Below are 24259 nucleotides of genomic sequence, written 5' to 3' on the forward strand. Positions count from 1 at the left end.
GCGCTGCTAAAACCCTTACTCTAGCCAGTCGGGAACGCGTTCTGCGCCCATAATATCGGCGGGTGGCAGGCGGTCGGCCACAACGGCATATTTATCCCCATCAACGAGCACCTCGGCCACAAACCCGCGCGAGTTGTAACTGGATGCCATCGTCGCGCCATAGGCTCCGGCGGTGCGGAAAATCGCCAGATCGCCCGATTCCAACGTGTCCATTTCGCGGTTCATCGCAAAGGTATCACCCGTTTCGCAAATCGGGCCGACAATGTGCGATGTGCTTTTGCTTCCGGTTGGTTCAACCGCTTCGATATCGTGCCATGCGCCGTACATTGCGGGGCGAGCAAGATCGTTCATCGCGGCATCGACCACCACAAACGGGCTGGCGTTTGAACTGCGCTTTACGCGGATTACACGGGTCAGCAAAATGCCCGCATTGCCTGCAATAACGCGGCCCGGTTCAAAGGATAGCGCGCAGTCCCAATCCGCTGTGACCCGCGCAACCATCGCACCATATTCCGCCGGGCTGGGCAAAACCTCGCCCGCTTTATAGGGCACGCCAAGGCCGCCGCCGAGATCTGCATGGGTGACGCTTTGGCCCGCCGCGCGCAATTCCGTGATCAGCGCGCCGACTTTGCCAAAAGCGGTTTCGAGCGGTTCGAGTGTCGATAGTTGGCTGCCAATATGCACCGCAATCCCGCGCATTTCCATGCCGGGCAAAGCGGCCAACGCGCTGTAAATTTCCACTGCGCGGTCAATCGGCACGCCGAATTTGTTTTCCGCTTTGCCGGTGGAGATTTTTTCATGCGTGCGCGCATCGACATCGGGGTTCACGCGCAAAGCGCAGCGCGCGACTTTGCCAGCGCGCGCAGCAATTGCGGCCAGCTCGCGGCCTTCTTCTTCGGATTCCAGATTGAACTGGCCGATATTGGCTTCCAGCCCCTGAAGCAGTTCAGCATCGGTTTTTCCGACGCCGGAAAAGACAATATCTTCGGGCTTCATATCGGCTGCCAGCGCCCGGGTCAGCTCACCGCCGGATACTACATCCGCGCCGTATCCCTCGCGGCTGAGAACCTTCAGAACCGCCAGGTTAGGATTGGATTTCACCGCAAAGGCGATGTGCGGATTTCTTACGCCGCTCAGCGCATCGCGAAATACCCGCGCATGGCGCACCAGCGTGGCGCGGGAGTAGACATAGACAGGTGTGCCCACTTCCTCTGCAATTCGCGGCAAGGGGATGTCTTCGGCGTGCATCACGCCATTACGAAGTTGAAAATGGTCCATCGGGTCGCTTTGTCAGATGCTTATTCAGGAGGGGGGAGGTCGAAAGGGTCGTCCTCCCGTTCTTCGCTTCGGCGGCGCAGTTCGACACTACGTTCCGGAGCGGCTTGCGGAGTAGGCTCAAGCAGGTCAGCGGCAGTTGGCGCCGCGGCAGCTCCGGTTGGTGTCGGCGGTAAATCATTGCCAGCCAGCGGCACCAAATCAGCCGTTTGCGCGCAGGCTGACAAGGTGAGAAGACAGGCCGCAGCACTGCCGATGAGGGTAGCCTTTGCGTGTTTCATCGTCCTATCCCTCTATGTCCAGCGCGGCGCGTGCTTGCGCCACTTGACTACGCACTTGATCGGGCGCGGTTCCGCCATACGATGCTCTGGCAGCAACCGATGCTTCGACAGACAGCGCGGAATAGACCCGCTTATCCACCCGGCTGTCAATCGCTTGCAGTTCCTCGATAGAGAGTTCGTCTAACGCTACGCCCTTGCTTTCCGCCAGTTTGACGGCGGCGCCGGTAATATGATGCGCCTCACGAAACGGGATGTCCGCTTCTGTAACCAGCCAGTCGGCCAGATCTGTGGCCGTGGCGTAGCCCAGTTCCGCAGCTTGCCGCATCCGGTCCGTTTTGAACGTGCTGTCCGCCACCATGCCGGTCATCGCGGCAATGGACAGGGCCAGCAGACTGGCAGCTTCAAACACTGGCGGCTTATCGTCCTGCATATCTTTGGAATAGGCCAGCGGCAGGCCTTTCATCGTGATCATCAGGGATGTGCACGCGCCGATAATCCGCCCGGCATGACCGCGCACCAGCTCTGCCGCATCGGGGTTTTTCTTCTGCGGCATGATCGAACTGCCGGTGGAGAGGCTATCTGCCATCCGTACAAAGCCGAAAGGCTGGCTTGCCCAAATAATGAATTCTTCTGCGAGGCGCGACAGGTGCAACGATATCTGGCTTGCCGCCATCAGATAATCGAGCGCAAAATCGCGGTCTGATACAGCATCGAGGCTATTGGCGGTGGGCCGGTCAAAACCCAGCGCAGCCGATGTCGCATCACGGTCTATGGGAAAACCAGTGCCCGCCAGCGCCGCCGAACCGAGCGGGCTTTCATTCATCCGCACCCGCGCATCGGCGAGCCGCGAACGGTCCCGGCGGATCATTTCGTAATAGGCCATCAGATGGTGGCCCAGCGTGACCGGCTGCGCGGTTTGCAAATGGGTAAAACCGGGCATGATGCTGTCTGCATGATTGCCAGCCTGTATCACCAGCGCGCGTTGCAAAGCCTCCAGCCCGGCATCGGTTTGATCAATGGTTTCGCGCACCCACAAGCGAAAATCGGTGGCGACCTGATCATTGCGGCTGCGGGCAGTATGCAATCGGCCCGCAACAGGGCCAATCAGTTCGGCAAGCCGCCCTTCCGTGGTCATGTGAATATCTTCAAGATCCCAATCCTCCGGCACGCCGTCGCGCTCATATTCGGCGGCGACAGCATCAAGCCCGTCAGTAATGGTTTTGGCATCGTCGGCAGAGACAATATTCTGCGCGCCAAGCATGGCGACATGGGCCTTGCTCGCCGCGATATCCTGCCGCCATAAAGCCTTGTCAAAAGGGATCGAGGCATTGATTTCGCGCATGATCGCACTAGGTCCTTCAGCGAACCTTCCGCCCCACATTTGGTTGGAGCCTGCTGTGCTATTACCGTCTTCGCTCACAAAAACTGCCTTCATGCTTGCCGGACTGAGTCTGGCGCTAAGCGCTTGCGATAGGGAAGCCGCCGTGCCCGCGCAAGAACAGGCCGGTTTGGATGGTCAGAAGCAGAGCTTGTCAGGCGTAATTGATGATAGCCGGGCTGGAAGTCTGATGCCCGCGATCAATGTGACCGATCCAGCGGGTAACCAGCTTAATCTCGGCGCGCTTCAGGGAACGCCGGTTCTGGTCAACCTATGGGCAACCTGGTGCGCACCCTGCGTGGTTGAAATGCCGATGCTGGATGAACTGGCCGGCGATATGGACGGCGAGCTGCGCGTTCTTACCGTAAGCCAGGACTTACAAGGCGCGAAACAGGTTCAGCCATTCTTTGCAAAAATGCAGTTTGAAAATCTGGAACCGTGGATGGACCCGGAAAACCAGTTCGGCTTCGCTTTGGAAAGCGGCGTATTGCCCACGACGGTTCTCTACGATGGAAGCGGTCAAGAAATATGGCGCGTGGTCGGTGAATATGACTGGTCCAGCGCAGAAACACAGGAAGCCATCCGCGCTGCTTTGGCGAGCTGATTAGCTAAGTTTTTCTGCTGGGTAGGTTGCCCCGACGCTATCGCTCGGGATTTTTGGCCGAAAATCATTCCCCGAATGATTGCCTGTGGCCAAGAATGGTGGGCGCTGACGGGTTCGAACCGCCGACCCTCTCGGTGTAAACGAGATGCTCTACCAACTGAGCTAAGCGCCCGATATTCATCGGAAGCGCTGCTAATAGCGACCAAAGGTTCAAAATCAATTGCCAATGTGGATTTCTTTGAACCTTTTTTCATCGTGCCCTAAGGGCGGGCTATGAATAATGCTGACATTCGATCGCCGCATATCAAGGTGTTTGCCACTGGCGGGACCATCGCAGGTGTCGCAGGTTCCGCGACTCGGCGCGATTATCGGCCCGGTCAAATCGGAATAGATGATTTCTTGGGCGAGCTGGCCGCGATGGGTATTGAGACTGCGCTGATTGGCTCTCAATTCGCCAATATCGGTTCGGAAGATATCGGGCCCGCATTGTGGGCACAATTACATCAGGCGACCACCGACGCGTTGGCTGACGATGCGTGCAGGGGCGTCATCATCACACATGGCACGGATACTGCCGAAGAAACCGCGTTTTTGCTTGATCAGACAGTGTCCGCTGACAAGCCGGTGGTGATCGTGGGCGCGATGCGGCCGGCTGATGCGGTTGGATCGGACGGATTGCGCAATTTTGCCAATGCGGTGCGTGTTGCTGATGATCCGGATGCCGCGGGCAGAGGCGTTTTGCTGGTTATGAGTGACCGGATTTTCGCGGCCCGCGATGCGCGCAAAGCCCATACAGAGATGACCGACGCCTTTAAGGGATTTCCGCGTGGTCCTGTGGGCCATGTTACGCCGACTTCGCTGGAATGGTTCGGCCCGGCATGGCGCGCTGGCGAAGGGGCCCGATATAGGTTCTTCGAGGATATGCCGAAGGTGTCGATCCTGTATGCCTATGCAGGGATGCCGGCTGACAATGTTGCCGACGCACTCGATGGCGGAACTGCCGGGATTGTGCTGGCCGGTTTTGGCCACGGCAATGCGCCGCGCGGTATCCGCGATGCGTTGGCTGATGCAGTGAAGCAGGGTGTTCTGGTGGTCAGATCATCACGGGTGGATGAAGGCCTGGTTGACCGGGAGCCCGAAGATGATGATGCGGGCTTTATTGCCGCGCGCGCGCTAGGTCCGGCCAGAGCGCGTATTCTGTTGCAGCTCTTGCTCGCGAACGGGATCACTGACCCCGCTCGCGCTCAAGAAGAATTTAGCAGACGCTAGCCTGCCGCCGTTTTTTTAGGAATGCGGCGTGACGAGGTATTTCTCGCCAGTTTTCATCGCCCGGTAATCAAGAGCAGCCTCTTTCTCGAGCATTTGCTCCAGATTGACGTGCGCTTTGTAATTGCTGGCAAAGGTTGTTTTCATGTTGGTCAGCACGCGGGTGCGCATCCGGACGACCGTTTCCATGCCCGCTTTGGCGAGGAACGGCGTTAGCAGCCAGCCCGACACTGTCCATTGCAGACCGTAAGACGGGGTCAGAATGGTCGGGCCCAGATCGAGGCGGCCATACATGTACATTTTCTTGTCTTGATCCGAGCCATAGCGCGAAAATTCGGTCATCTTCCCGGCTGCGACTTGTTCCATTGCTTTCAGGACCGCATCGGTCATCTTGCCGCCGCCAATCGGATCAAAGCCAAGATATGCGTCGGTTTCATCAATTGCGCTGCGCAATTGCGCCATGAAATCATCATCGGATGAGTTCACAACATATTTCGCGCCTTGGCTTTTCAGCAGATCAGCGTGTTCTTGCTTGCGGACAATATTGACCAGCTTCATGTCGTCTTCTTGGCAGATGCGGTTAAGCATTTGGCCAAGGTTGGATGCGGCCGCCAAGTGGATGATGGCATTGTGCCCTTCCATCTTGGCAGTTTCCACGAAACCCAGCGCGGTCATCGGGTTCACAAAGGCAGACGCGCCATCGACGGAAGAAATGTCACCCAGCGGCAAACACATCGCGGCAGGTGCAACCGCATATTGGCCAAAGGCGTTGCCGGGTACGCACGCAACGCGCTGTCCAATAAGGGCCTGTGCCGCTGGATCTTCGCCAGCTGCAATCACAGTGCCAGCGCCTTCGTTACCGACAACCGATTTTTGGCCATGGCGGCCCTTGGCACCTGACAGAAACGGTTCTGGCATCTGTGCCACGATCTTGCCCGGAGTGTATTCCGCATTTTCCAGATCAGCGGCGCTGAACAGCAGGGCCAGATCAGACGGATTGATCGGGGCGGCCTCCATTTTAACCAGAACCTGCGCGCCGGTCGGGGCGTCAAACGACTTTTCGCCAACTTCCACGGTTAAAGTGCCGCCTGCGTCCAGAGTCGAGAAAATCTGCTTACCAGTAGTCGCCATTATGTGCTCTCCATTCACTTGAGTTGCTATACCGCTAGGCTGGCTCTGCTGATTTGGCTAGGTTTCATTTGGATACTGAGCTGACACGAAATACAATCCATGCGGCGGCGCATTGATGCCCAACATTTGCCGGTCTTTGGCCTCTAACGCGTCCTTCAAACGAGCTTCATCCCAGCGGCCCATGCCGACCAGAGCAAGACAGCCGACCATTGAGCGTACCTGATGATGCAAAAAACTACGCGCCTCAGCCTCGACAAAAACCCACTCATCCTTGCGGTACACATCGAGCCGGTCCAAGGTTTTTACCGGGCTTTGTGATTGGCAATTGACCGATCGGAAGGTGGTGAAATCATGCAATCCGGTAAGGATTTGCGCCGCATCATGCATCGCTTCTGCGTCCAGTTCCTGCGGGATTTGCCATGCATTGCCGCGTTCAAATGTCAGCGGCGCACGGCGGTTGCAGATTTTGTAAATATAGCTGCGTCCGGTGCAATCGAACCGCGAATGCCAATCATCCGGCTTGATCGCGATATGCGTAACCGCGACGGGATGAGGGCGCAGACAGGCGTTGATCGCTTCCTGCATCCGAAACAGCGAAAGGTCAGTGTCCAGATCAATGTGGGACACCATGCCATAGGCGTGGACCCCCGCATCGGTGCGGCCAGCGGATTGCATCCGCACATCTTGCCCGGAAAATTTTAGCACCGCGTCTTCCACGGCTTGCTGTACAGTCATGCCGTGGTTCTGGCGCTGCAAGCCCATAAAGGGTGCGCCATCAAATTCGAGAGTGAGCGCGTAACGGGTCAAGCGAGCTGCGTTCCCGCTGGCACGTTGGAGCCGCGCAGGAAATCATCGACATCCATTTTCGGCTTACCTGCGCGCTGGATCAGCAGCGGGCGTATCGCACCTGATCCGCACGCAATCGTCAATGCGTCATCCAATGTGCTGCCCGCGGGCCCTGTATCGCTGGCAAGCTGTGCCTTCAGCACTTTGATCCGTTCGCCATCCAGTTCAAACCATGCGCCGGGGAAGGGGGCCAGCGCCCGGATTTTGCGTTCGATGACAGCCGCATCATCGGCCCACACAATACGCGCTTCGGCCTTGTCGATTTTGGCGGCATGGGTGGCATCGCCGTCATCTTGCGCAACCGGGATATGATTGGCCAGTTCACGCAAGGTTTCCGCCATTAAACGTCCGCCCAATTCGGCCAGTTCAGCGGTTAATTCACCCGTTGTTTTGTCTTCGATGGGTGTCCGTATCGTGGACAGCATCGGGCCGGTATCCAGTCCCAGTTCCATTTGCATGATGGTAACGCCGGTTACTTCGTCACCAGCCATGATTGCGCGGTGGATGGGGGCCGCGCCGCGCCAACGGGGCAGGATAGAGGCATGGACATTGAGGCAGCCTTGCTTCGGCGCGTCGAGCACCGCTTGCGGCAGGATCAACCCATAGGCAGCCACCACCGCTACATCGGCGTTCAGTGCCGCAAATTCCTGCTGCGCTTCTGCAGTTTTGAGCGACACCGGATGGCGCACCATCAGCCCCAGTTCGTCTGCCCGTGTGTGGACGGCAGAGGGTTGCAGTTTCTTACCGCGCCCGGCGGGGCGGGGGGGCTGCGTGTACACTGCCGTAATATCATGCCCCAATTCGTGTAGGGCATTCAGCGTCGGCACGGCAAAGTCGGGTGTTCCCATGAAAATGATGCGCATAGCGGTGTCTGCTGGCCTTCCTATCAAGCTGCAAGCGCCCTATCTTGGCCCGCATGGCATCGCAAGAGATCGAGACACTGGCTTCGGCATTGGCACGGCTCCCCGGCTTGGGGCCACGCTCGGCACGCCGTGCGGTTTTGTGGCTGGTGAAGCGCCGCGACAATGCGCTTGATCCGCTCATCAATGCCCTTGTTGCCGTTCGTGACAGGTTGGTTGAATGCGAGACGTGTAGCAATGTCGATACGCAGAACCCGTGCGGCATCTGCGCCGATCCGCGCCGCGATCAAAAATCGATCTGCGTTGTCGAAGATGTGTCCGATCTGTGGGCGCTTGACCGGGCTAAGCTGTTTACCGGGCGCTATCACGTGCTGGGCGGCAAATTATCTGCAATGGACGGTGTCCGGCCAGAGGATTTGAATATTGCTGCATTGCTGGGCCGTGTGGCTGATGGCGGTATTGATGAAATCGTATTGGCGATGAATGCCACGTTGGAAGGGCAAACGACCGCCCATTACATCGCGGAGCGGTTGGAAGAATTCCCTATCAGGATCACGCAACTGGCGCACGGCCTGCCGGTTGGCGGGGAGCTGGATTACCTGGATGAAGGCACGCTGGCGCAGGCATTGCGCGCGCGGCGACCGGTGGATTAACTCTCACCGCTTGCAGCATTGCCCTCGCACCCCTAGATAGCGCCTATGGCTATCCGTGAAATCCTTGAAGTGCCGGACCCCCGGCTGAAAACCGTTTCGACCCCTGTGACAGAGTTCAATGATGAGCTCAAAACGCTGGTCGAGGATATGTTCGAAACCATGTATGACGCGCCGGGCATTGGCCTTGCCGCGATCCAAGTGGGTGTGCCCAAGCGTGTATTGGTGATTGATCTTCAACCGGAAGATACCGATGCGGAGCCGGAAGAATGCGGCCATGATCACGGGGATGGCCATGGGGACGGGCAGGGTTCTCACAAGCATTATCCGCTGAAAAAAGAACCGCGCATTTTCATCAATCCGGAAATCCTTGATCCGGCAGAGGAGCTGGCGACATATCAGGAAGGCTGCCTGTCGGTCCCTGAAATCTATGCCGATGTGGATCGCCCCGCGACCTGCCGTGTGCGCTATCAAGACCTTGATGGCAAAACGCATGAGGAAGATTTGGACGGCCTGATGGCCACCTGCATCCAGCATGAAATGGATCATCTGGAAGGCATTTTGTTCATCGATCACCTCAGCCGTTTGAAAAAGCAAATGGCGCTGAAGAAGCTGAACAAGCTGCGTAAGGCTGCCTAAGGCGCGTTTAAACAGCCCATCGCTACGCCGCTCTGGGTTCCCGCCTTCGCGGGAATGACGAAATTATGTGAGTATCACTGGGAGCCACTAGCGTTCCCTGTCCGTTCCGCCTATCAAGCGTTATGGATTCAACAATTTTAACCATCATCGTTCTACTCATCGGCCTCGCATTGGGTGGAGGGGCTGGTTGGTATTTCGGCTCTCGCCCCGTTGCCGATTGGCGCACCCGTTTTGAAGAACGTGATGCGGCGGCGAAAGAAGCGAGCGATACGGTCGCGCGCATGGCCCCCGAACTGGCGACCATGAGCGACCGCGCGGCACGGGCGGATGATCTGGCTGCGAAGCTCGATATGGCGCGGGATGAGAATGCGGCGTTCAAAGCCGAACGCGCCGGTTTTGCCGAGCAGAAAAAGCTGCTCGAAGAAAGCCGCGAGAAACTGCTCAAAGAATTTGAAAACACCGGCGCGCAAGTGCTTGGAAAGGCGCAGGAAGCCTTTCTACGGCGCGCGGATGAACGCTTCAAACAATCTGAAGAAACCGGCGAGCAGAAGATCAAAGCTTTGCTGGAACCTGTTGGTCAACGCCTCAAAAACTATGAAGAGCAAGTCGCGACTTTGGAGGCTAAGCGGGTTGATGCGTTCGGCCAGCTAACCGGCCTGATCGATAATATGCAGAAGGGCCAGGAAGAAGTCCGGCGCGAGGCGCAGCGGCTGGGGAATTCGCTGACCAACGCCCCGAAAGCGCGCGGGCGTTGGGGTGAGCGGGCATTGCAAAATGTGCTCGAACAATGCGGCCTGTCACAGCACACAGATTTCAATCTGGAACATTCCATTGACACATCGGAGGGTCGGTTGCGCCCGGATGCGATTGTGAACGTACCGGGCCAGAAAAAACTGATTATCGACGCGAAAGTTTCGCTCAATGCCTATCAGGAAGCGTTTGAGGCAGATGATGACGATGTGCGCAAAGTCTCGCTTGCTGCACACGCGAAATCCATGCGCAATCATGTCCAGCAATTGGGTGCTAAGTCGTATCAAAGCCAGTTCGATGAAGCGCCAGACTATGTCGTGATGTTTGTACCGGGCGAGCATTTCATTGCCGCGGCTTTGGAGGCTGATCCCGATCTGTGGGACTTCGCTTTCCAGAACGGGGTACTGCTGGCTTCCCCGACCAATCTGGTCGCCATTGCGCGCACAATCGCGCAGGTTTGGCGGCAGGACCAACTGGCCGATGAAGCGCGTGAAATTGGCAAGGCTGGGGCGGAACTATACGAGCGTCTCGCGGTTGCTTCCCAGCATTTGAAACGTATGGGCTCAGGCCTCGAAACAGCGGTCGGCAATTACAACAAATTTGTCGGCAGCTTTGAACGCAATGTCCTGTCGTCCGGCAAGCGCTTGGCAGAAAAAGGGATTGAGGTCGGCAAGCGGGAGATTGAAGAGGTGCCGCTGGTAGAGGCTGCGCCGCGCTATACTGCCAAAGACGCGGTGGAGGCAGATATCGATATGTCTGACATGGATGATGGCGAAACACCTGCTTTGCCCGGCTAATATCGGGGCCAAGCTAATATCGGGGCCGGACCGATAGGGTGCTCTTGCAAAGGCGGCTTATGGCTACGCGGTTTTCCTACTGGGAATCCTGCTGATATTATGACCCGGCTCTTTCACATCGTCAGTGTATCGCCCCCGCATGAATGGAACGGGTGAATTAGGATCAGCCGCGACCAAAACGTGCGCCACACGTGTCAACTTCGCAAAATCGCCTTAATGTACAGAAAACACAGAACAAATACATGATTTGGCTGCCTGACAGACTGTCAACTTCGTCAAGTTACCGCCCCGCCTGATTGATCCAGCCCCGATCAATCCAGCCTCAATCAATCGAGTGACGCCAAAACCTCGTAAGCCAGAACCGCACCGGCGACCGCTGCGTTCAAGCTATCGGCGCGGCCTTTCATCGGCATGGTCACCCGCAGATCGCAGGCGTCTTCGTATTCAGCGGGCAGTCCGCGCGATTCATTCCCCACCATGATGAAACACGGGGCGCAGTAGGGCGCGCCGCGATAATCGACCGCATCACGTAGGCTTGCCGCCACCAACTGGCCAGCACGGCCGCCATGATCTGCACGCAGCCATGCGGAGAAATCGTCCCACGTGGCTTGGCCGATTTGCTGGGTGAAAACCGCCCCCATGCTGGCGCGCACGGCCTCCACCGAAAAGGGATCAGCGCAATCGTCAATCAGGATCAATCCGCCGGCACCCACTGCATCGCAGGTCCGCAGCATCGTGCCCAGATTGCCAGGATCGCGCAGCGCCTGTGCCACCAGCCAGATATCGCCCCGGTCACGCTCCAATGCGGCCAGCGAGGTGTCAAATTCTGCGAACATCCCCACAACGGCTTGTGGATTATCCTTGCCGGTGATTTTGGTGAGGATGTCTGCCGAGGTTTCAATGATCTCTCCGCCAGCGTCCGCGACGGCCTGTTCAAGCTGCGACAAGAGCGGATGCGGATCACGTTTTGCCGCCATCACCAGCATTTGCGGAATATGGCCGCATTCGCGGGCATCGGTCAGCAACCGGAGGCCTTCGGCCAGAAATTTGCCTTCCCTCTTACGGTGCTTCTTCTCCCGCAAACTGCGAAGGTATTTGACAGTTGGGTTTGAGAAACCGGTTATTTCCCGGCGCGCTGAAAAACTCCCGCCTGCCCCGGTGCCCGTGTCAAAAGGCATTATTCTTCGCCGAAGCCATCTTCGATCATGGCCGCCAACCGGTCAAATGCGGGCTGCGGCTCGGTTCCGGACACGATCAGCTCAACCGTGTCGCCTTTGGCTGCCCCCAACATCATCAGGCCCAGTATCGATCCGCCTGCGGCCTCGTTACCGTCTTTGGCGATGGTGACTTTTACATCGCCGCCCAGATCAGCAACGGCACCGACGAATTTTGCACTTGCGCGTGCGTGCAGTCCGCGTTGGTTCACAATTACGATGTTCCGCCGCAGCTCGCTCATTTTGCGTCGCCTTCCTGACCCAAAAATTCTGATGCAATGGTGATATAGTTTTTGCCGGCGTCACGGGCGGCGGTGACTGCCTTCATAATGGTTTTCTTCTTCCGTGCCTCTGCCAGGCGGATGAGCATCGGTAGGTTAATTCCGGCTATCACTTCTACGTGGCCTGCTTCCATCAGTGAAATGGCCAAGTTTGACGGTGTGCCGCCAAACAGATCGGTAAGAATAACCACACCCGTGCCATCGTTCACGTCGTTAACCGCGCCAGCTATTTCAGACCGGCGCTGTTCCATATCGTCGCTTGGCCCAATGCAAATTGTAGCCAAGGCGGGCTGCTTGCCAACGACGTGTTCCATCGCGGACACGAATTCGTCGGCGAGATTGCCGTGAGTCACCAATACCATGCCGATCATGGTGCGAGCGTGTGTCCGAAAGTGATCGCAAGGTAAAGGGGTAACCGTTCAGCAAGCCACATCATGTCTTCCGCCCTTCGATTGCGTCAGCGGCTCTGGATGCCAGATTGCGGTGGATGACTGTCGGTTCAAATCCGGCTTCGGTCAGCTGGTTCGCCATTTGGGCGGCCGTATAGACGGAACGGTGCCGGCCGCCGGTGCATCCAAATGCAATATTCACGTAGCTTTTGCCCTGAGCGGCATAGCGTGGCAGCAACGTGATCAACAGCTCTCTGATCTGTGAAAACGCCTGATCAAAGGCGGGGTCTTTGCGGATATGCGCCCCAACGGGTTCATCCAGCCCGGTTTGCTCACGCAATTCTTCAATCCAGTGCGGATTGTCCAAAAACCGCATATCAAAGACCAGATCGGCCAGCGGAGGTGTGCCGCGCGCAAAGCCAAAGCTTGAAACGATAACCGACATTTGTTGCGGCGCGCTGCCCGAAAAGCGCTCACGGATAGATTGCTGCAATTGGTTGCTGGCAAATTCGGTTGTGTCCACGACCGCATCGGCCCAGCGGCGTAAAGGCTCCAGCAATTCACGTTCCGCCTGAATGCCGACATGGACAGGGCGCCCCTGAGCCATCGGGTGACGGCGGCGGGTTTCGTTATAGCGGCGTTCCAGCTCGCCCCCTGCGCAATCCAGAAACAGTGTGGTGACGACCAAATCATCACGCGCGGTGAGTTCTTTGACGGTTGCGATAATGTCATCGGGCACGAAGCCGCGTGTGCGAGAGTCAAATCCTATTGCGAGCGGGGCATGCTGGGCGTTATGCGCGTTGTGATCGACCAAGCCGCCCAGCAGCCGGATCGGGAAGTTGTCTATCGCTTCCCAGCCCAAATCTTCCAAGACACGCAGAGCGGTTGTTTTGCCGGCCCCGGACAACCCTGTGACGAGCAAGATACGTTGTCGTTCTTGGTCAGATGGAGTGGGCGAATCATAACTCATGGTGGCTTGTGTGCGCGCTATTGAGCCTGATGAAAAGACTTAGTCTGCACCACCGGGTAAGCCGTATCTTTTTAGCGCATATTCAGCCCGGATTGCGTCCGCAGAGCCATATAGCGGGAATTCCAGGCACGGGATGGCGTGCCCCATAAGGTGCGTCACCTGTGCTTCCTCAATATATCGAGGGGCCTCAGGTGCGATCTTTAAAACCAGTGATACAGGGGCGCGTCGGGCTGCGAGTTTGACAATTCCCACATTGCGTATTTCGATCAGGCCGACAGTCGCGGCTGGCGGCGCAGCCAACAAAGCGCCGTCATCATCTGTCAGGGCCACCCCGTCATCGCCAATCAAACTGGCTCCGCGATCAATCAAGGTCAAAGCTAGACCGGTTTTACCGCAACCGGGCGGGCCCTGTATCAGTAAGGCCCGGCCATTGATTGCCACAGCTGTGGCTTGGTGCAGATTTTCCATTGCTAGAAAACGCGCGGGCTGATGCGCGGTAGGCGCAGCAACAAACAGGCACCATCTTGACCGTCGGGCCGATCAATAGCTGTTAGCGTGCCGTCATGGGCATCAGCGATTGTCCGGGCAATAGCGAGCCCCAAACCGCTGTGATTTCCAAAATCCTCTCCATCGGGCCGGTCGGAATGAAATCGGGTAAAAATCTTCTCCCGGGCATCTACCGGGATGCCTTGACCATGATCACTGACTGTCAAGGAAACACATGTGTCATCGACGGAAATGGCCGCGCTGATGACCCCGCTAGGCGGCGAGAAAGATACGGCATTATCAAGCAAATTCTCGATCACGCGTTCCAGCCTTTCTGGAACACCGCGCACCATCGCCTTGCCAATAGGGTGGCTCAGTTCGACCCGCCTTTCATCATTCACCGACCGATAGGCGCGCCTATCGATGATAGCTTTGGTGATGGCGGTAAGGTCCATTTCTTCAAACGTCGCGCGGGACAGCTCTGCATCAATGCGGCTGGCATCAGCAATTTCGGTAATCAGCCGGTCCAAACGGCGTACATCGTGCGAGGCGATATCTGTCAGTTGTTTACGCAATTCCGGATCATCGACGCGGGCGAGCGATTCAATGGCACTGCGTAAGCTGGCAAGCGGGTTTTTGATTTCATGCGCCACGTCAGCCGCGAAATGTTCCACCGCATCGATCCGTTCACGCAAGGCTTCCGTCATATCGGAAACGGCGCGCGCGAGCAGGCCGATTTCATCATGCCTGTCGGGCAAGCGCGGGACTTCGACACCGCGCTCACGCCCCAGTCTGACCCGAATTGCTGCTTTCGATAAAGTCCGCAGCGGGCCAACGATAGTGCGGGCCATATAGAGCGATAATAATATGGAGCCGGTCAGCGCCAGCAACACGGCGATGCCCAATGTGGACCGGGCCGATCGCACCGCTTCTGTAATATCAACCGCGTTGCGAGTGGTAAGCAGTGTCGCGCCGATCAGGCCAACGGGGGCAGCGGCGGTGATGACAGGCGTGCCATCAGGCCAGTCGCGCAGTTCAATTTGGCTGACGCCTTCTTCGCGCGCACGGACGAGTTCCGGCCATGCATCTGCAGTGTCCGATTCCGGTTCGATATAATCAGGCACTGGTTCGGCAGACACAACAGTATCGACGATTTTGTCGAGCGTCTGAGCGAACTTTTGGCTCCAATCATCACGCGATGTGTCGGCGAAGCTAAAAGAGGGCTCGTCCAGGGCGAAACTATCAGCCCACAGATTTCCCTCAGCATCAAACATCCGCAAGCGCATCTTTTGCTCTTTGCCGATTTGGATCAGCAGCGCCTCTTGCCGTTCACGTGTCGCACCAGCCAATGCCTCGGCAGTGATCTGGGCCTCGATGCGGGCGAGTTTATACCGTTCATCCAGTAACTGGGCGCGGTAGCCATCCAGATAAAATATGCCGCCACCAAGAAAGGCGAGCGGCAATAGGTTGACGGCCAAGATACGCGCCGTGAGCGATATGCTTCGGAACCAGTTAAAGCGTACAGGATCCGTATCGGCGGATAGCGCCGCCAAATCCCCATTCTGTGAATAGGGTTCAGCCATCAGTGAAGCTGTATCCTGCGCCATAAAGCGTTTCGATTGCATCAAAATTTGGATCGACCACACGGAATTTGCGGCGCATCCGTTTGATGTGGCTGTCTACTGTACGGTCATCGACAAACATATCGTCGGGATAGGCTGCGTCCATCAGCAGGTTACGCGATTTGATGACACCTGGCCGCAATGCCAGAGCTTCCAAGATCAGAAACTCTGTCACGGTCAACGCTACTGCTTTTCCATCCCAGGAAACGTGATGCTTGGCGGGATCCATTTCCAACCGCCCACGGGAAAGCTTTTCGTTAGGGGGGCTCTGATCTTCTTCATAAGAAAAAGGCGAAGTTTCTGATCGAGCGTCGCTCCGCCGCAGGATTGCCCGGATGCGTGCCAGCAGCAAGCGCAGACTAAACGGCTTTGCGATGTAATCATCGGCGCCTTGCTCAAGACCGGCTTCTTCGTCTTGCTCATCATCTTTGCTGGTCAGGAAGATCACCGGCAAGGCAGAATGCTGCCGCAGGTTCTTCAGAAGCTCCATACCATCCATTTTCGGCATCTTGATATCGAACACTGCCAAATCAGGCGGGTTTTCCAGCAGAGCTTTCAAAGCGGCCTCACCATCTGAATATAGCCGCGTGGTATAGCCTTCCGCTTGTAAGGCGATTGATACGGTCGTCAGGATATTGCGATCATCATCGACAAGAGCAATCACGCGGTTGGGACCAGCGGATGCGGCAGGTGATGATGTGTCTGGCGATTCTGGCATGATGTCTCCGCCAGCCTTATGGCGTCTGGCCGTCGATATGCCAATATCACATCGTTAGCCCAGATGCCGGCGGCGGCTCTGTTGGTAGTTCAGCTAATGGTGGGTAAACAGCAAACGTCCTTCATCCACGCACAATTAGAGCGCGACAGTTTGACCTTACGGCAGACCGCTACTATGCGGGCCAAAATATTTTGCATTCGTATGCAGACGAGTCGAACCCCGCCGTAATGTGCACATCGCCGGACGTTTCTACCGGCCAGGAGACCATTGTGATCGCCCCCCTCGCTAAATCGCTTTCCAGTCAGAATATTGAAACTGGTGCAACCATCCATCCCAACCTTGGAACGCCGCAATTGGTAGAGCATGCTTTGGCCAACGGCGAAGGCCGTCTTGCCAAACATGGCGCATTGGTGGTGGAAACCGGCCAGCACACGGGCCGGTCGGCCAAGGATAAGTTCATTGTCCGCGACGAGGCGACTGAAGACGCGGTTTGGTGGGGCAAGGTCAACGCCTCCATGACACCTGAGCACTTCGCCAATCTCAAGGAAGATTTCCTCGTGGCTGTTGGCGAAAAAGACACTCTGTATGTCGCTGATTTGTTCGGCGGTTCGCAGCCAGAACACCGCGTAAACGTTCGCGTGATCAACGAACTGGCATGGCACAACCTGTTCATCCGGACGTTGTTGGTTCGCCCGACCGCGGAAGAGCTGGGCGCGTTTGCGCCGGAATATACAATCATCGATCTGCCGAGCTTCCGTGCTGACCCCGCGCGGCATGGCACCCGCAGCGAAACTGTTGTGGCGGTCAACTTGGCCGAAAAACTGATCCTGATTGGCGGCACCAAATATGCCGGTGAAATGAAGAAAAGTGTCTTCGGCATTCTCAATTACCTGCTGCCGACCAAAGGTGTGATGCCGATGCATTGCTCTGCCAATATTGGTGCGGATGGCAAAACAGCCGTGTTCTTCGGATTGTCGGGAACAGGCAAAACAACATTGTCTGCCGATGCGAGCCGCACGCTTATTGGTGATGATGAGCATGGTTGGTCAGACACCGCTGTCTTCAATTTTGAGGGTGGTTGCTACGCCAAGATGATCCGGCTTTCTGAAGAAGCGGAGCCGGAAATCTACGCGACGACCAAGAAATTCGGCACAGTCCTGGAAAACGTGGTCATGGATCCGGTTTCACGGGAGCTGGACTTTGATGACAACACGCTCGCGGAAAACACACGCGGCGCCTATCCGATTGAATCGATCCCCAACACATCTGCTGACAATCTTGGCCCGGTTCCAAGTAACGTCATCATGCTTACTGCGGATGCGTTTGGTGTATTGCCTCCGATCGCCCGTCTAACGCCTGATCAAGCGATGTATCACTTTCTGTCCGGCTACACAGCGAAGGTGGCAGGCACCGAAATCGGCGTGACGGAACCCGAAGCCACTTTTAGCACCTGTTTCGGTGCGCCGTTCATGCCGCGCCACCCAAGCGTCTATGGGAATTTGCTGAAAGAGCGTATCGCGACAGGCGGTGTGGCGTGCTGGCTGGTCAACACGGGTTGGACCGGCGGTAAATACGGGACTGGCAACCGGATGCCGATCAAAGCGACCCGTGCCTTGCTCAATGCTGCATTGGACGGTTCCCTTAATGATGTGGAATTCCGCAAGGATCCGAATTTCGGATTTGATGTGCCGGTAAGCGTTCCCAGTTTGGATGCGCTTGGTATCGACAGCACCATTCTTGATCCGCGTTCGACATGGGCAGATGGTGATGAGTATGACCAAACAGCGCAAAAACTCGTTCAGCTATTCGTTGATAACTTTGCAGAGTTTGAAGCCCATGTGGATGAAGGTGTGCGGCAGGCTGCACCTTCTGCTGCATAGATGGCCGCTGCATAAGCGGTTGGCGACAATCTAACACAATTTTACCAGTTGGAGAGGAGACCCTCTCCCCGCTTGTCGGGGAGGGGGTTTTTCTTTTGCCGGGAGTCGGCCAATGTAGGCGCAAACAACACATGGAGGTTTTATGAGCATTCTTGATTCGATCCTGACACAAGTCTCAGGCTCACCCGACACAGTGGCTGCCATCGCAGAGAAAGTCGGCATTGATCCGGCAATGGCAGAAAAAGCGGTTGCGGCGCTGGGGCAATCCCACGCTGAAGATGGTGACACCGTTGAACTGGCGGCGGGCAAGACCGGCCTAGACAGCGGCACGCTTGGTTCCATTATGGAGCAAATGGGCGGTGAGGGTGCATTGGGCGATCTGGCCGGGAAAATGGGCGGCGATTCCAAATTGGCCGGTCTCGCATCCATGCTTGATCGCGACGGTGATGGAAATCCGATCAACGATGTGATCGGTATGGCATCAAGCCTGTTTGGCAAAAAATAGTCACACTACCACCGCGGGGAGAAGATATATGAGTTTGGCGCAAATGCTGCAGCAAAGCGGCGTAATCGAAAGCATGGCGGGTGAGCTGGGCATTGATCCGCAAACCGCCAAGATCGGCGCCGGGGCTCTGTTGCCGGCCATCGTCGCAGGAATGGGGAGGAGTGCCACGGGCGGTTCATCGACGCCGGACCCGTTAGGTGGTTTGGGCGGCCTAGCCGGTGCAATTTTGGGCGGCGGCGGGGGCGGAATGCTCGATGCGGTACTCGGCCAGTCACCCACACCGACGCAACAGGGCAACGATATCCTCGGCACAATCTTCGGCAGCAAAGATGTCAGCCGCGGCGTTGCTGGCGAGGTTGCGGCAATGACCGGTATTGATGAAAGTGTTTTGAAAAAGATGCTGCCAATTCTGGCTATGGCAGCGGCTGGTTACATGGCCAAAAATGCCCAGGGTTCCGGCGGAGGCGCTGGCGGCAGTGCAGGCGGTAGTGCCGGGGGTGGGGCACTCGGCGGAATTCTTGGCTCTATCGTTACCGGCATGATTTCGCGCTAAACGCCCGGACAACATTCATAACAAACAAAAGCGGCGATGGGATTGGATCCCGTCGCCGCTTTTGTTTGGCATGCAGCATATTGAGGGATAGCTTTTCGATAGACTGGAACTATTGAAAAGTTCGATCATTTCATATTGGTCTATGTGATCATGTGACACCACATCTTAGATCAGACGGCGCGACCGAAGCGTCATCTGCAATTGGGGCTGAGGCGTAGATTTCTCCCCGGACAATGAAGGAAAAGATTATGAAACTTAAACACTTGGTTCTCGCAGCCGCTGCCCCACTTGCACTTGCAGCGTGTGGAACACCCTCCGACGCAGAAGGCACCACAGATGTAGCAACAGCGGAAGCTGGCGCGCCAATCACCGCTGAAGAAGTGGCTGCTGCTCAAACAGCCTGGGGTGAAGGCATTGTCGCAATCGGCAAAGTATTTACTGAAGAAGGCGACGTGAAAGCGGCTGCTGAGAAGCACATTGCTGACTTCTATGCCTATGAAGGTGGCGACACCGTTTTGTTCAAGCCAACTCTGGCCGCTGAAGACCAGTTCCGCGGTGACGCTGACGAAGCCCTGAGCTACTTCATCGGTACAGAAGGCACCGAAGATAAAGGCTTTGCGATCAAGCCATGGACTGCTGTTCGTTGGGAAAACGAAGGTACCGTAACCGATGGTGACAGCGCGATGGCAATGGGCAACTATTACTTCACTGACACCGATGGCAACGACACCAAGGTTGAATACACCTTCGGCTATGTGCGCGCTGAAGACGGTTCACTGAAGATCAATCTGCATCATAGCTCGGTACCCTTCTCGAGCTAAGACAGGGGAGCGTGGCGTTACCGCGAGTGGAGCGCCACGCTTTCATTCTATGGCGACTGTGCCTTGAATGGGCGTATTGAACGGCCCATCAATGGTGCCAGTAATCGTTTATTCTTCTCGACCATCTTGTTGGGTCACTTTGAACTTTGGCCTGCTGCGAGCTCTAAAGGGCTCTCCCTCGGTTGCGTTCTGTAGTGCAGCTATCAAGGCCTCGGCCCTAGAGGCCGTTCTACCTCCGTGAGGGTTGGCAGCTACCGGCGAAAGGCTTTCCTTTGCTAAAGCTATCTTGCCTTCTGCAGCTTGCATTGCGCCAACATTCACCCACAATCCGTGATCAAAGGGTGCGAGTTCCGCCGCCCGTTCCAATGCGTGCCTTGCCTGCTCAGGTGGCTCTTTTCCGCGCGCCACGAAACTACGGTAGTAATAGATCAAGGGCAAAGGGTGGTCATTCTCCAACGCATTCAACGCCGAAAATGGTGCCATCGCTGCTTTATAGGCGCTGTCCGGATCCTCTGCGTCAATTGCTTCACGAAATAGCGCATAGCCCTTTTGAACATATGCATTGCGCTGTTTTGGGTCGAGCGCGATAGCTGCGTTGGCAGCCGCAATGGCGGCTGCATTGTTACCTGCATCTACTTCCGCTTCGGCAAGAACCGTCAGAACAGCGGGATCATTTGGATATTGTTTGGCCACTTTCTGCACATCAGGTAGCAGCTCCAGCGCCTCCTCCCGTGTCACGCCCCTTTGTGAGCGCATCCTCAATGGCATTATGTCGGCTTCTCCCTCCGAAAGTTCCCGGATCGACACTTCACCGACAGTCAACCAGTCAGGTTTCAGGTTAAATGTCATCATTCGTCGCTGTTTCAAATAGCGATCCAAATCCTTACCGAGCTGATCAAGGTCTCCAAATGCTTCTTGTGCGGCATCGGTTGATGTCTCCCCTTCAACAACTCGTTTCCAATAGGCCGTGAGTTGCCCCTTCCGCGTGGGTTCAAACTGCAGGTAGTGATAAAGCAACCAGCTGCGACCATAGAATGAGTCGTATTTCCGCCCTTTGTTCTTCTCGTATAAGTTTCGATCAAGCAGTTCGTAGATGGAAACATCTTTGGCATAGGCCAATTCTCCAGCGCGGTGTTGCGCTGGCCTTCCAATCAGAACACTTCCGTCGCGATTGAATGTTGCTGCTGCAAAGAACTCAGCGGCACCCTCACTCATCCAGCGGGGCATTGCGTAGCGTGAGCTCGAGATCAAGAAGTGGTGTGCATACTCATGTAGCAGCACCACTGTTGAGAAATCAGGGTAGCCGCTTTTGAGACGAATATCCTGTACGAATGCCTTTGAGCCACCAGCACGCGGTATGTAAAAACCGGCTATCGTTGTGCTTTTTGATCCAGATAGCTTTCTGATGTCTCGTTTGCTGCCCACCGCAAAAATTGTAACTCTGTTTGATGGGCTAGGCTTATCCAGTTTGCGGCCCGTAATGAATTCCATCGAGGCATGATATTGTTCAAGCATTTCAGCGAAACGCCGAACATCCTTCTCGCTGTCATCGGCATAGATTACGAAATTATCGCTCTGTGCCTCGTACCACTTTGCTTCTGCCGCCGTGCTGAAAACCACCAATGAAAATAGTAGAATCCAATATTTCATTATCTGCCCCTATCGAATCGCCATTCAGACTAGCGAGATCGAAGAAGAATAGAAGTTGTATTTGTGATCTATGACACTGAAGTTATATAACGCGCGACGTTTTTGCCTAACACATCAAGCGGGGCGTTTCCGCCCAGAATAACTGCGTCGTTGAAGGCTTTGAAATCATAAGCATCGCCCAGTTTTTCCTCTGCCATGGTGCGTTGCCGAACAATTTCACTGTGGCCAACCTTGTAACCACAGGCTTGGCCGGGCCAGCTGCAATAGCGATCGACTTCGCTTTCAACCTCTTGCCGTTTGCTGCCATTGCGTTCGACGAAGAAGTTGACCGCTTCATCGCGGCTCCAGCGTTTGTGATGTAAGCCTGTATCAACGACCATCCGGCAGGCGCGGAAGGCCAAGCTTTGCAGATAGCCCAGACGGCCGACGACAAAATCGTCATAGGCGCCGAGTTCATCCGCCAATTGCTCGCCATAAAGTGCCCAACCTTCACTGAAGGCATTGAAGGCCAAAATGCTGCGGATCAGCGGTAAACGGTTAGAATATTCGCCTTCCCAAACGTGTCCCGGGATCGTTTCATGATAGGTGAGGTCGGCAAGGTCATATTTGCGGTGTAGATCGGTGGTGCGCAAATTGATCCACATCCGGCCAGGGATGGTGCCATCCTTGCTGCCAGCCCCGCCATACGCGCCGGGTGCGCCCGGTTCTTCCGCAAGCGGCAGGCGTTTTACCTCCAGATTAGGGTCGACAAGCGTATTGAAGGCGCGGGGCATCTGGCCCTTAATCCAACCGATCCGGTCTTTGATGAAATCCATGATCTCTTTACGGCCGGGATCGCCTTCTGCGAACTTGTACCGCGGATCTTGGCTGAGCGCCTGCATCCTTTCGCCAACCGTGCCGACCGTGTAGCCGATATCTTTGAGGATCGGGTCCATCCGCCCGTGCAAGGATGCGAGTTCTTCCAAACCCTGCTCATGCACTTCGTCCGGCGTTAGCGGCGTTGTGGTACTGGCGCGTAATGCCCATGCGTACCATTCGTCCCCTTTGGGCCGGGCGGCCATGCCCGGATCGCCGGTTGCGGATTTTTGTTGCCGGTACAGCTCTGCCAGTTGCGCCTCAAGCGCGGGTGCAATCTGGTTTTGCACTATGGCCTTGGCTTCGCCAGCTGCTTCGTTTGCAGCACCGAGTGTGGAATTTTCTAGCGGAGCGACCAGCGATCCGCCTTTCATGGCGTCGGTAATTGTCCGCTGCATTTGCGCGACGGCCTTCACCAATAAGAAATCTGGCGGCACCACACCCATATCGGTGGCTGCGCGCATCCGGTCCAATTCTCCGTCCAGCACGGCGGGGACTTGGGCCAGTCGGTCGAGATAGGCGCTGGCATCGCCTGCGTCCCGCATTGGATGGGTTGAATCCATAAAGCGAGGCAGATCGAGATAGGAGCCGACGTTCTGGATGACGACATATGGCGCGTTGCGCCAGCTGCCAACGGCAACGTCACCATAGGGCAGGGCGAACCCGTCCAGCGCGTTGGCATATCCGCTTTCGACGACTTCAAAATTGGTTCGGGTGTCGGCATCGAAACCGCTGGTGTCGATGGCGCGGATAGTGGTGAGGTCTTCGCGCAGTGTCGCCGCATACGCGTCTTGACCGGCTTGCGTCTGATCTTCCAATCGGGAGCGCAATCCAGCATAGGCGCCGGTATCAACACCCAGTCCGGTGGCGCGTTCTGGCTCATGTTGCAGCAGGCGATACGCCACCAGATCCAAAAACGCATTGGGCTGGATCATAGCGGCTGATTTTACCGCCTGGCTGGCAATACTGGCGGGCGCGCAGGCGGCGACGGCGGTTAAAGAAACACCCGCCCCAATCCCTGACAGGGCTTGGCGGCGGGTGATCGAATTCTGTGTGGGAATGGTCATTCCCAATGTCTGGCGTGGCTGAGCGTTTTAGTCAAACGTCCGCCACGCAGCAGGCTTAGTCGAGAAATTCAGCGGGAACTTTACCGCCATTTTTGGCCAGTTCTTGCAATGTCTTCTTGTGCAGCCAGATGTTCTCTTCAGCGGAACCGGAATAGTTTGTGTCACCCAGCTCACCAGCAAGTTCTTTGCGGTTGGCAAAGCTTGCATCGACACCGATCAGTTTCATAAGATCGACGATGGATGTGCGCCAGTTGAGTTTATCGGCACCGGGCATTGCATCCAGATTGGCGGCGACATCAACGTTGCTGATTGCGGCTGGTGCAGCAGGGGCCGCTGGCGCTGCTGGCGCTGCTGGTGCAGCTTTTGTTTCTTCTTCGTCTTTGCCGAAGACTGCGTTTTTGATTGAGCTGAAAATACCCATAGAAAATTCCCTATTCCAATAGCGAATCACCACCCCCGGCGTCGCTCTCCAACACCCACTATATGGGCATTGCGGCGCAGATATTAAACCGGTTCAAACCGCTGCATTTGTGCGCTAGTGTAAAATGATGAATATCGTTCTGTCTATCATGGTGCTGGCCGCGTTCGGGCTGCTGGCTGGCGCGTTCGCATTATGGAAGCGGGGCGGCCCCATAAAACAAGTGCTTATGATGGTGCTGCTTGCCGTTATCGCGGTGGTGAATGTCGCGATTTGGACGATACCCGATGCCGAGGGGACATCGCCCCTCGACAAGATCGAGCAAGTGGAAGAGCCTGCTAGCTCCTCTTAGC

The 24259-nt window shown here is 56.3% G+C and carries 26 protein-coding genes and 1 tRNA gene; 10 read left to right on the plus strand and 17 right to left on the minus strand.

Annotated elements, in window-relative coordinates; all coding sequences use genetic code 11:
* Window positions 1–15: 15 nt before the first annotated feature.
* Genes lysA through argH form a run of 3 tightly spaced genes read right to left on the minus strand, consistent with a single transcriptional unit; the run spans window position 16 to window position 2937 of the window.
* Window positions 16–1278, minus strand: coding sequence for a diaminopimelate decarboxylase (gene lysA, locus HKD42_RS02070; RefSeq protein ID WP_170009844.1), 1263 nt, complete (start codon window positions 1276–1278; stop codon window positions 16–18).
* Between the two features lie 20 nt (window positions 1279–1298).
* Entirely contained in the window at window positions 1299–1556 is a 258-nt protein-coding gene (locus HKD42_RS02075; RefSeq protein WP_170009846.1) for a hypothetical protein, read from the minus strand.
* Window positions 1557–1560: 4 nt separating this feature from the next.
* On the minus strand, window positions 1561–2937 hold the full coding sequence (gene argH, locus HKD42_RS02080) for an argininosuccinate lyase (protein WP_170009848.1): 1377 nt from the start codon (window positions 2935–2937) through the stop codon (window positions 1561–1563).
* Between the two features lie 103 nt (window positions 2938–3040).
* Between argH and HKD42_RS02085 the strand changes: the two genes are divergently transcribed.
* Window positions 3041–3538, plus strand: coding sequence for a TlpA family protein disulfide reductase (locus HKD42_RS02085; protein ID WP_343042130.1), 498 nt, complete (start codon window positions 3041–3043; stop codon window positions 3536–3538).
* Between the two features lie 96 nt (window positions 3539–3634).
* Here the strand turns inward: HKD42_RS02085 and HKD42_RS02090 are convergent.
* Window positions 3635–3710: transfer RNA gene (locus HKD42_RS02090), tRNA-Val, on the minus strand.
* Window positions 3711–3811: 101 nt separating this feature from the next.
* On the opposite strand from HKD42_RS02090, the gene HKD42_RS02095 reads away from it, so the two are divergent.
* Window positions 3812–4807: an asparaginase gene (locus tag HKD42_RS02095; RefSeq protein ID WP_170009852.1), complete on the plus strand. Its 996-nt coding sequence runs from the start codon at window positions 3812–3814 to the stop codon at window positions 4805–4807.
* Between the two features lie 15 nt (window positions 4808–4822).
* Here the strand turns inward: HKD42_RS02095 and HKD42_RS02100 are convergent, their stop codons facing one another.
* From HKD42_RS02100 to fmt, 3 genes are read right to left on the minus strand one after another with little or no spacing between them, the layout of a single operon-like run.
* Complete coding sequence (locus HKD42_RS02100; RefSeq protein ID WP_170009854.1) at window positions 4823–5935, minus strand: zinc-binding dehydrogenase; 1113 nt, start codon at window positions 5933–5935, stop codon at window positions 4823–4825.
* A gap of 57 nt (window positions 5936–5992) precedes the next feature.
* The gene (truA, locus tag HKD42_RS02105) at window positions 5993–6742 is read right to left on the minus strand and encodes a tRNA pseudouridine(38-40) synthase TruA (RefSeq protein ID WP_170009856.1); all 750 of its coding nucleotides are present in this window, start codon (window positions 6740–6742) and stop codon (window positions 5993–5995) included.
* Window positions 6739–7644: a methionyl-tRNA formyltransferase gene (gene fmt, locus HKD42_RS02110; RefSeq protein WP_170009858.1), complete on the minus strand. Its 906-nt coding sequence runs from the start codon at window positions 7642–7644 to the stop codon at window positions 6739–6741. Before fmt ends, truA begins: the two co-directional genes overlap by 4 nt.
* 53 nt (window positions 7645–7697) lie before the next feature.
* Between fmt and recR the strand changes: the two genes are divergently transcribed.
* From recR to HKD42_RS02125, 3 genes are all read left to right on the plus strand, one after another.
* On the plus strand, window positions 7698–8294 hold the full coding sequence (gene recR, locus HKD42_RS02115; RefSeq protein ID WP_170009860.1) for a recombination mediator RecR: 597 nt from the start codon (window positions 7698–7700) through the stop codon (window positions 8292–8294).
* A 45-nt stretch (window positions 8295–8339) separates the two neighbouring features.
* The gene (gene def / locus HKD42_RS02120) at window positions 8340–8930 is read left to right on the plus strand and encodes a peptide deformylase (RefSeq protein ID WP_170009862.1); all 591 of its coding nucleotides are present in this window, start codon (window positions 8340–8342) and stop codon (window positions 8928–8930) included.
* Between the two features lie 122 nt (window positions 8931–9052).
* Window positions 9053–10477 (plus strand): DNA recombination protein RmuC, encoded by a 1425-nt coding sequence (locus HKD42_RS02125; protein ID WP_170009864.1) that lies wholly within the window; start codon window positions 9053–9055, stop codon window positions 10475–10477.
* A 326-nt stretch (window positions 10478–10803) separates the two neighbouring features.
* Here HKD42_RS02125 and HKD42_RS02130 read toward each other — a convergent pair whose 3' ends face one another.
* From HKD42_RS02130 to HKD42_RS02160, 7 genes are all read right to left on the minus strand, one after another.
* The gene (locus HKD42_RS02130) at window positions 10804–11655 is read right to left on the minus strand and encodes a TrmH family RNA methyltransferase (RefSeq protein WP_170009866.1); all 852 of its coding nucleotides are present in this window, start codon (window positions 11653–11655) and stop codon (window positions 10804–10806) included.
* Window positions 11655–11933 carry an HPr family phosphocarrier protein gene (locus HKD42_RS02135; RefSeq protein ID WP_170009868.1) on the minus strand — a complete coding sequence of 93 codons (279 nt, stop codon included), beginning with the start codon at window positions 11931–11933 and terminating at the stop codon, window positions 11655–11657. The genes HKD42_RS02130 and HKD42_RS02135 overlap by 1 nt, the downstream gene beginning before the upstream one ends.
* A complete protein-coding gene (locus HKD42_RS02140; protein WP_170009870.1) occupies window positions 11930–12343 on the minus strand; it encodes a PTS sugar transporter subunit IIA in 414 nt (137 codons plus the stop codon). Before HKD42_RS02140 ends, HKD42_RS02135 begins: the two co-directional genes overlap by 4 nt.
* 61 nt (window positions 12344–12404) lie before the next feature.
* On the minus strand, window positions 12405–13331 hold the full coding sequence (gene rapZ, locus HKD42_RS02145) for an RNase adapter RapZ (RefSeq protein ID WP_170009872.1): 927 nt from the start codon (window positions 13329–13331) through the stop codon (window positions 12405–12407).
* A gap of 39 nt (window positions 13332–13370) precedes the next feature.
* Complete coding sequence (locus tag HKD42_RS02150; RefSeq protein ID WP_170009874.1) at window positions 13371–13799, minus strand: HPr kinase/phosphorylase; 429 nt, start codon at window positions 13797–13799, stop codon at window positions 13371–13373.
* 2 nt (window positions 13800–13801) lie between these two features.
* On the minus strand, window positions 13802–15400 hold the full coding sequence (locus HKD42_RS02155; protein WP_170009876.1) for a sensor histidine kinase: 1599 nt from the start codon (window positions 15398–15400) through the stop codon (window positions 13802–13804).
* On the minus strand, window positions 15393–16157 hold the full coding sequence (locus HKD42_RS02160) for a response regulator transcription factor (protein WP_170009878.1): 765 nt from the start codon (window positions 16155–16157) through the stop codon (window positions 15393–15395). The genes HKD42_RS02155 and HKD42_RS02160 overlap by 8 nt, the downstream gene beginning before the upstream one ends.
* Before the next feature lie 227 nt (window positions 16158–16384).
* Here HKD42_RS02160 and HKD42_RS02165 point away from each other — a divergent pair, with 227 nt between their 5' ends.
* From HKD42_RS02165 to HKD42_RS02180, 4 genes are all read left to right on the plus strand, one after another.
* The gene (locus HKD42_RS02165) at window positions 16385–18037 is read left to right on the plus strand and encodes a phosphoenolpyruvate carboxykinase (protein WP_170009880.1); all 1653 of its coding nucleotides are present in this window, start codon (window positions 16385–16387) and stop codon (window positions 18035–18037) included.
* A 142-nt stretch (window positions 18038–18179) separates the two neighbouring features.
* Window positions 18180–18542: a hypothetical protein gene (locus tag HKD42_RS02170; RefSeq protein WP_170009882.1), complete on the plus strand. Its 363-nt coding sequence runs from the start codon at window positions 18180–18182 to the stop codon at window positions 18540–18542.
* 28 nt (window positions 18543–18570) lie between these two features.
* The gene (locus HKD42_RS02175) at window positions 18571–19095 is read left to right on the plus strand and encodes a DUF937 domain-containing protein (RefSeq protein ID WP_170009884.1); all 525 of its coding nucleotides are present in this window, start codon (window positions 18571–18573) and stop codon (window positions 19093–19095) included.
* A gap of 248 nt (window positions 19096–19343) precedes the next feature.
* Window positions 19344–19916, plus strand: coding sequence for a phosphoribosyl-AMP cyclohydrolase (locus HKD42_RS02180; protein WP_170009886.1), 573 nt, complete (start codon window positions 19344–19346; stop codon window positions 19914–19916).
* Between the two features lie 108 nt (window positions 19917–20024).
* Here the strand turns inward: HKD42_RS02180 and HKD42_RS02185 are convergent, their stop codons facing one another.
* The 3 genes from HKD42_RS02185 to HKD42_RS02195 all read right to left on the minus strand — a co-directional run bounded on the left by HKD42_RS02185 (window position 20025) and on the right by HKD42_RS02195 (window position 23909).
* A complete protein-coding gene (locus tag HKD42_RS02185; RefSeq protein ID WP_211483476.1) occupies window positions 20025–21431 on the minus strand; it encodes a tetratricopeptide repeat protein in 1407 nt (468 codons plus the stop codon).
* Window positions 21432–21634: 203 nt separating this feature from the next.
* Window positions 21635–23488, minus strand: coding sequence for a DUF885 domain-containing protein (locus HKD42_RS02190; RefSeq protein WP_170009889.1), 1854 nt, complete (start codon window positions 23486–23488; stop codon window positions 21635–21637).
* Between the two features lie 55 nt (window positions 23489–23543).
* Entirely contained in the window at window positions 23544–23909 is a 366-nt protein-coding gene (locus tag HKD42_RS02195; protein WP_170009891.1) for a DUF3597 domain-containing protein, read from the minus strand.
* A gap of 124 nt (window positions 23910–24033) precedes the next feature.
* Between HKD42_RS02195 and HKD42_RS02200 the strand changes: the two genes are divergently transcribed.
* Complete coding sequence (locus tag HKD42_RS02200; protein WP_170009893.1) at window positions 24034–24258, plus strand: hypothetical protein; 225 nt, start codon at window positions 24034–24036, stop codon at window positions 24256–24258.
* The last annotated feature ends 1 nt before the right edge of the window (window position 24259 follow it).

It is taken from the genome of Pontixanthobacter rizhaonensis, from assembly GCF_012972675.1.
Taxonomy (GTDB): Bacteria; Pseudomonadota; Alphaproteobacteria; order Sphingomonadales; family Sphingomonadaceae; genus Pontixanthobacter; species Pontixanthobacter rizhaonensis.

Coding starts and splice junctions, on each gene's coding strand:
- fmt (WP_170009858.1), bottom strand. CDS start 7,644: ATGCGCATCATTTTCATGGGAACACCCGACTTTGCCGTGCCGACGCTG.
- HKD42_RS02075 (WP_170009846.1), bottom strand. CDS start 1,556: ATGAAACACGCAAAGGCTACCCTCATCGGCAGTGCTGCGGCCTGTCTT.
- lysA (WP_170009844.1), bottom strand. CDS start 1,278: ATGGACCATTTTCAACTTCGTAATGGCGTGATGCACGCCGAAGACATC.
- HKD42_RS02150 (WP_170009874.1), bottom strand. CDS start 13,799: ATGGAAAATCTGCACCAAGCCACAGCTGTGGCAATCAATGGCCGGGCC.
- HKD42_RS02140 (WP_170009870.1), bottom strand. CDS start 12,343: ATGATCGGCATGGTATTGGTGACTCACGGCAATCTCGCCGACGAATTC.
- HKD42_RS02155 (WP_170009876.1), bottom strand. CDS start 15,400: ATGGCTGAACCCTATTCACAGAATGGGGATTTGGCGGCGCTATCCGCC.
- HKD42_RS02165 (WP_170009880.1), top strand. CDS start 16,385: ATGTGCACATCGCCGGACGTTTCTACCGGCCAGGAGACCATTGTGATC.
- HKD42_RS02160 (WP_170009878.1), bottom strand. CDS start 16,157: ATGCCAGAATCGCCAGACACATCATCACCTGCCGCATCCGCTGGTCCC.
- HKD42_RS02190 (WP_170009889.1), bottom strand. CDS start 23,488: ATGACCATTCCCACACAGAATTCGATCACCCGCCGCCAAGCCCTGTCA.
- HKD42_RS02175 (WP_170009884.1), top strand. CDS start 18,571: ATGAGTTTGGCGCAAATGCTGCAGCAAAGCGGCGTAATCGAAAGCATG.
- HKD42_RS02125 (WP_170009864.1), top strand. CDS start 9,053: ATGGATTCAACAATTTTAACCATCATCGTTCTACTCATCGGCCTCGCA.
- def (WP_170009862.1), top strand. CDS start 8,340: ATGGCTATCCGTGAAATCCTTGAAGTGCCGGACCCCCGGCTGAAAACC.
- HKD42_RS02195 (WP_170009891.1), bottom strand. CDS start 23,909: ATGGGTATTTTCAGCTCAATCAAAAACGCAGTCTTCGGCAAAGACGAA.
- recR (WP_170009860.1), top strand. CDS start 7,698: ATGGCATCGCAAGAGATCGAGACACTGGCTTCGGCATTGGCACGGCTC.
- HKD42_RS02200 (WP_170009893.1), top strand. CDS start 24,034: ATGATGAATATCGTTCTGTCTATCATGGTGCTGGCCGCGTTCGGGCTG.
- HKD42_RS02135 (WP_170009868.1), bottom strand. CDS start 11,933: ATGAGCGAGCTGCGGCGGAACATCGTAATTGTGAACCAACGCGGACTG.
- HKD42_RS02185 (WP_211483476.1), bottom strand. CDS start 21,431: ATGCTTGAACAATATCATGCCTCGATGGAATTCATTACGGGCCGCAAA.
- HKD42_RS02170 (WP_170009882.1), top strand. CDS start 18,180: ATGAGCATTCTTGATTCGATCCTGACACAAGTCTCAGGCTCACCCGAC.
- HKD42_RS02130 (WP_170009866.1), bottom strand. CDS start 11,655: ATGCCTTTTGACACGGGCACCGGGGCAGGCGGGAGTTTTTCAGCGCGC.
- HKD42_RS02095 (WP_170009852.1), top strand. CDS start 3,812: ATGAATAATGCTGACATTCGATCGCCGCATATCAAGGTGTTTGCCACT.
- HKD42_RS02180 (WP_170009886.1), top strand. CDS start 19,344: ATGAAACTTAAACACTTGGTTCTCGCAGCCGCTGCCCCACTTGCACTT.
- argH (WP_170009848.1), bottom strand. CDS start 2,937: ATGTGGGGCGGAAGGTTCGCTGAAGGACCTAGTGCGATCATGCGCGAA.
- rapZ (WP_170009872.1), bottom strand. CDS start 13,331: ATGAGTTATGATTCGCCCACTCCATCTGACCAAGAACGACAACGTATC.
- HKD42_RS02100 (WP_170009854.1), bottom strand. CDS start 5,935: ATGGCGACTACTGGTAAGCAGATTTTCTCGACTCTGGACGCAGGCGGC.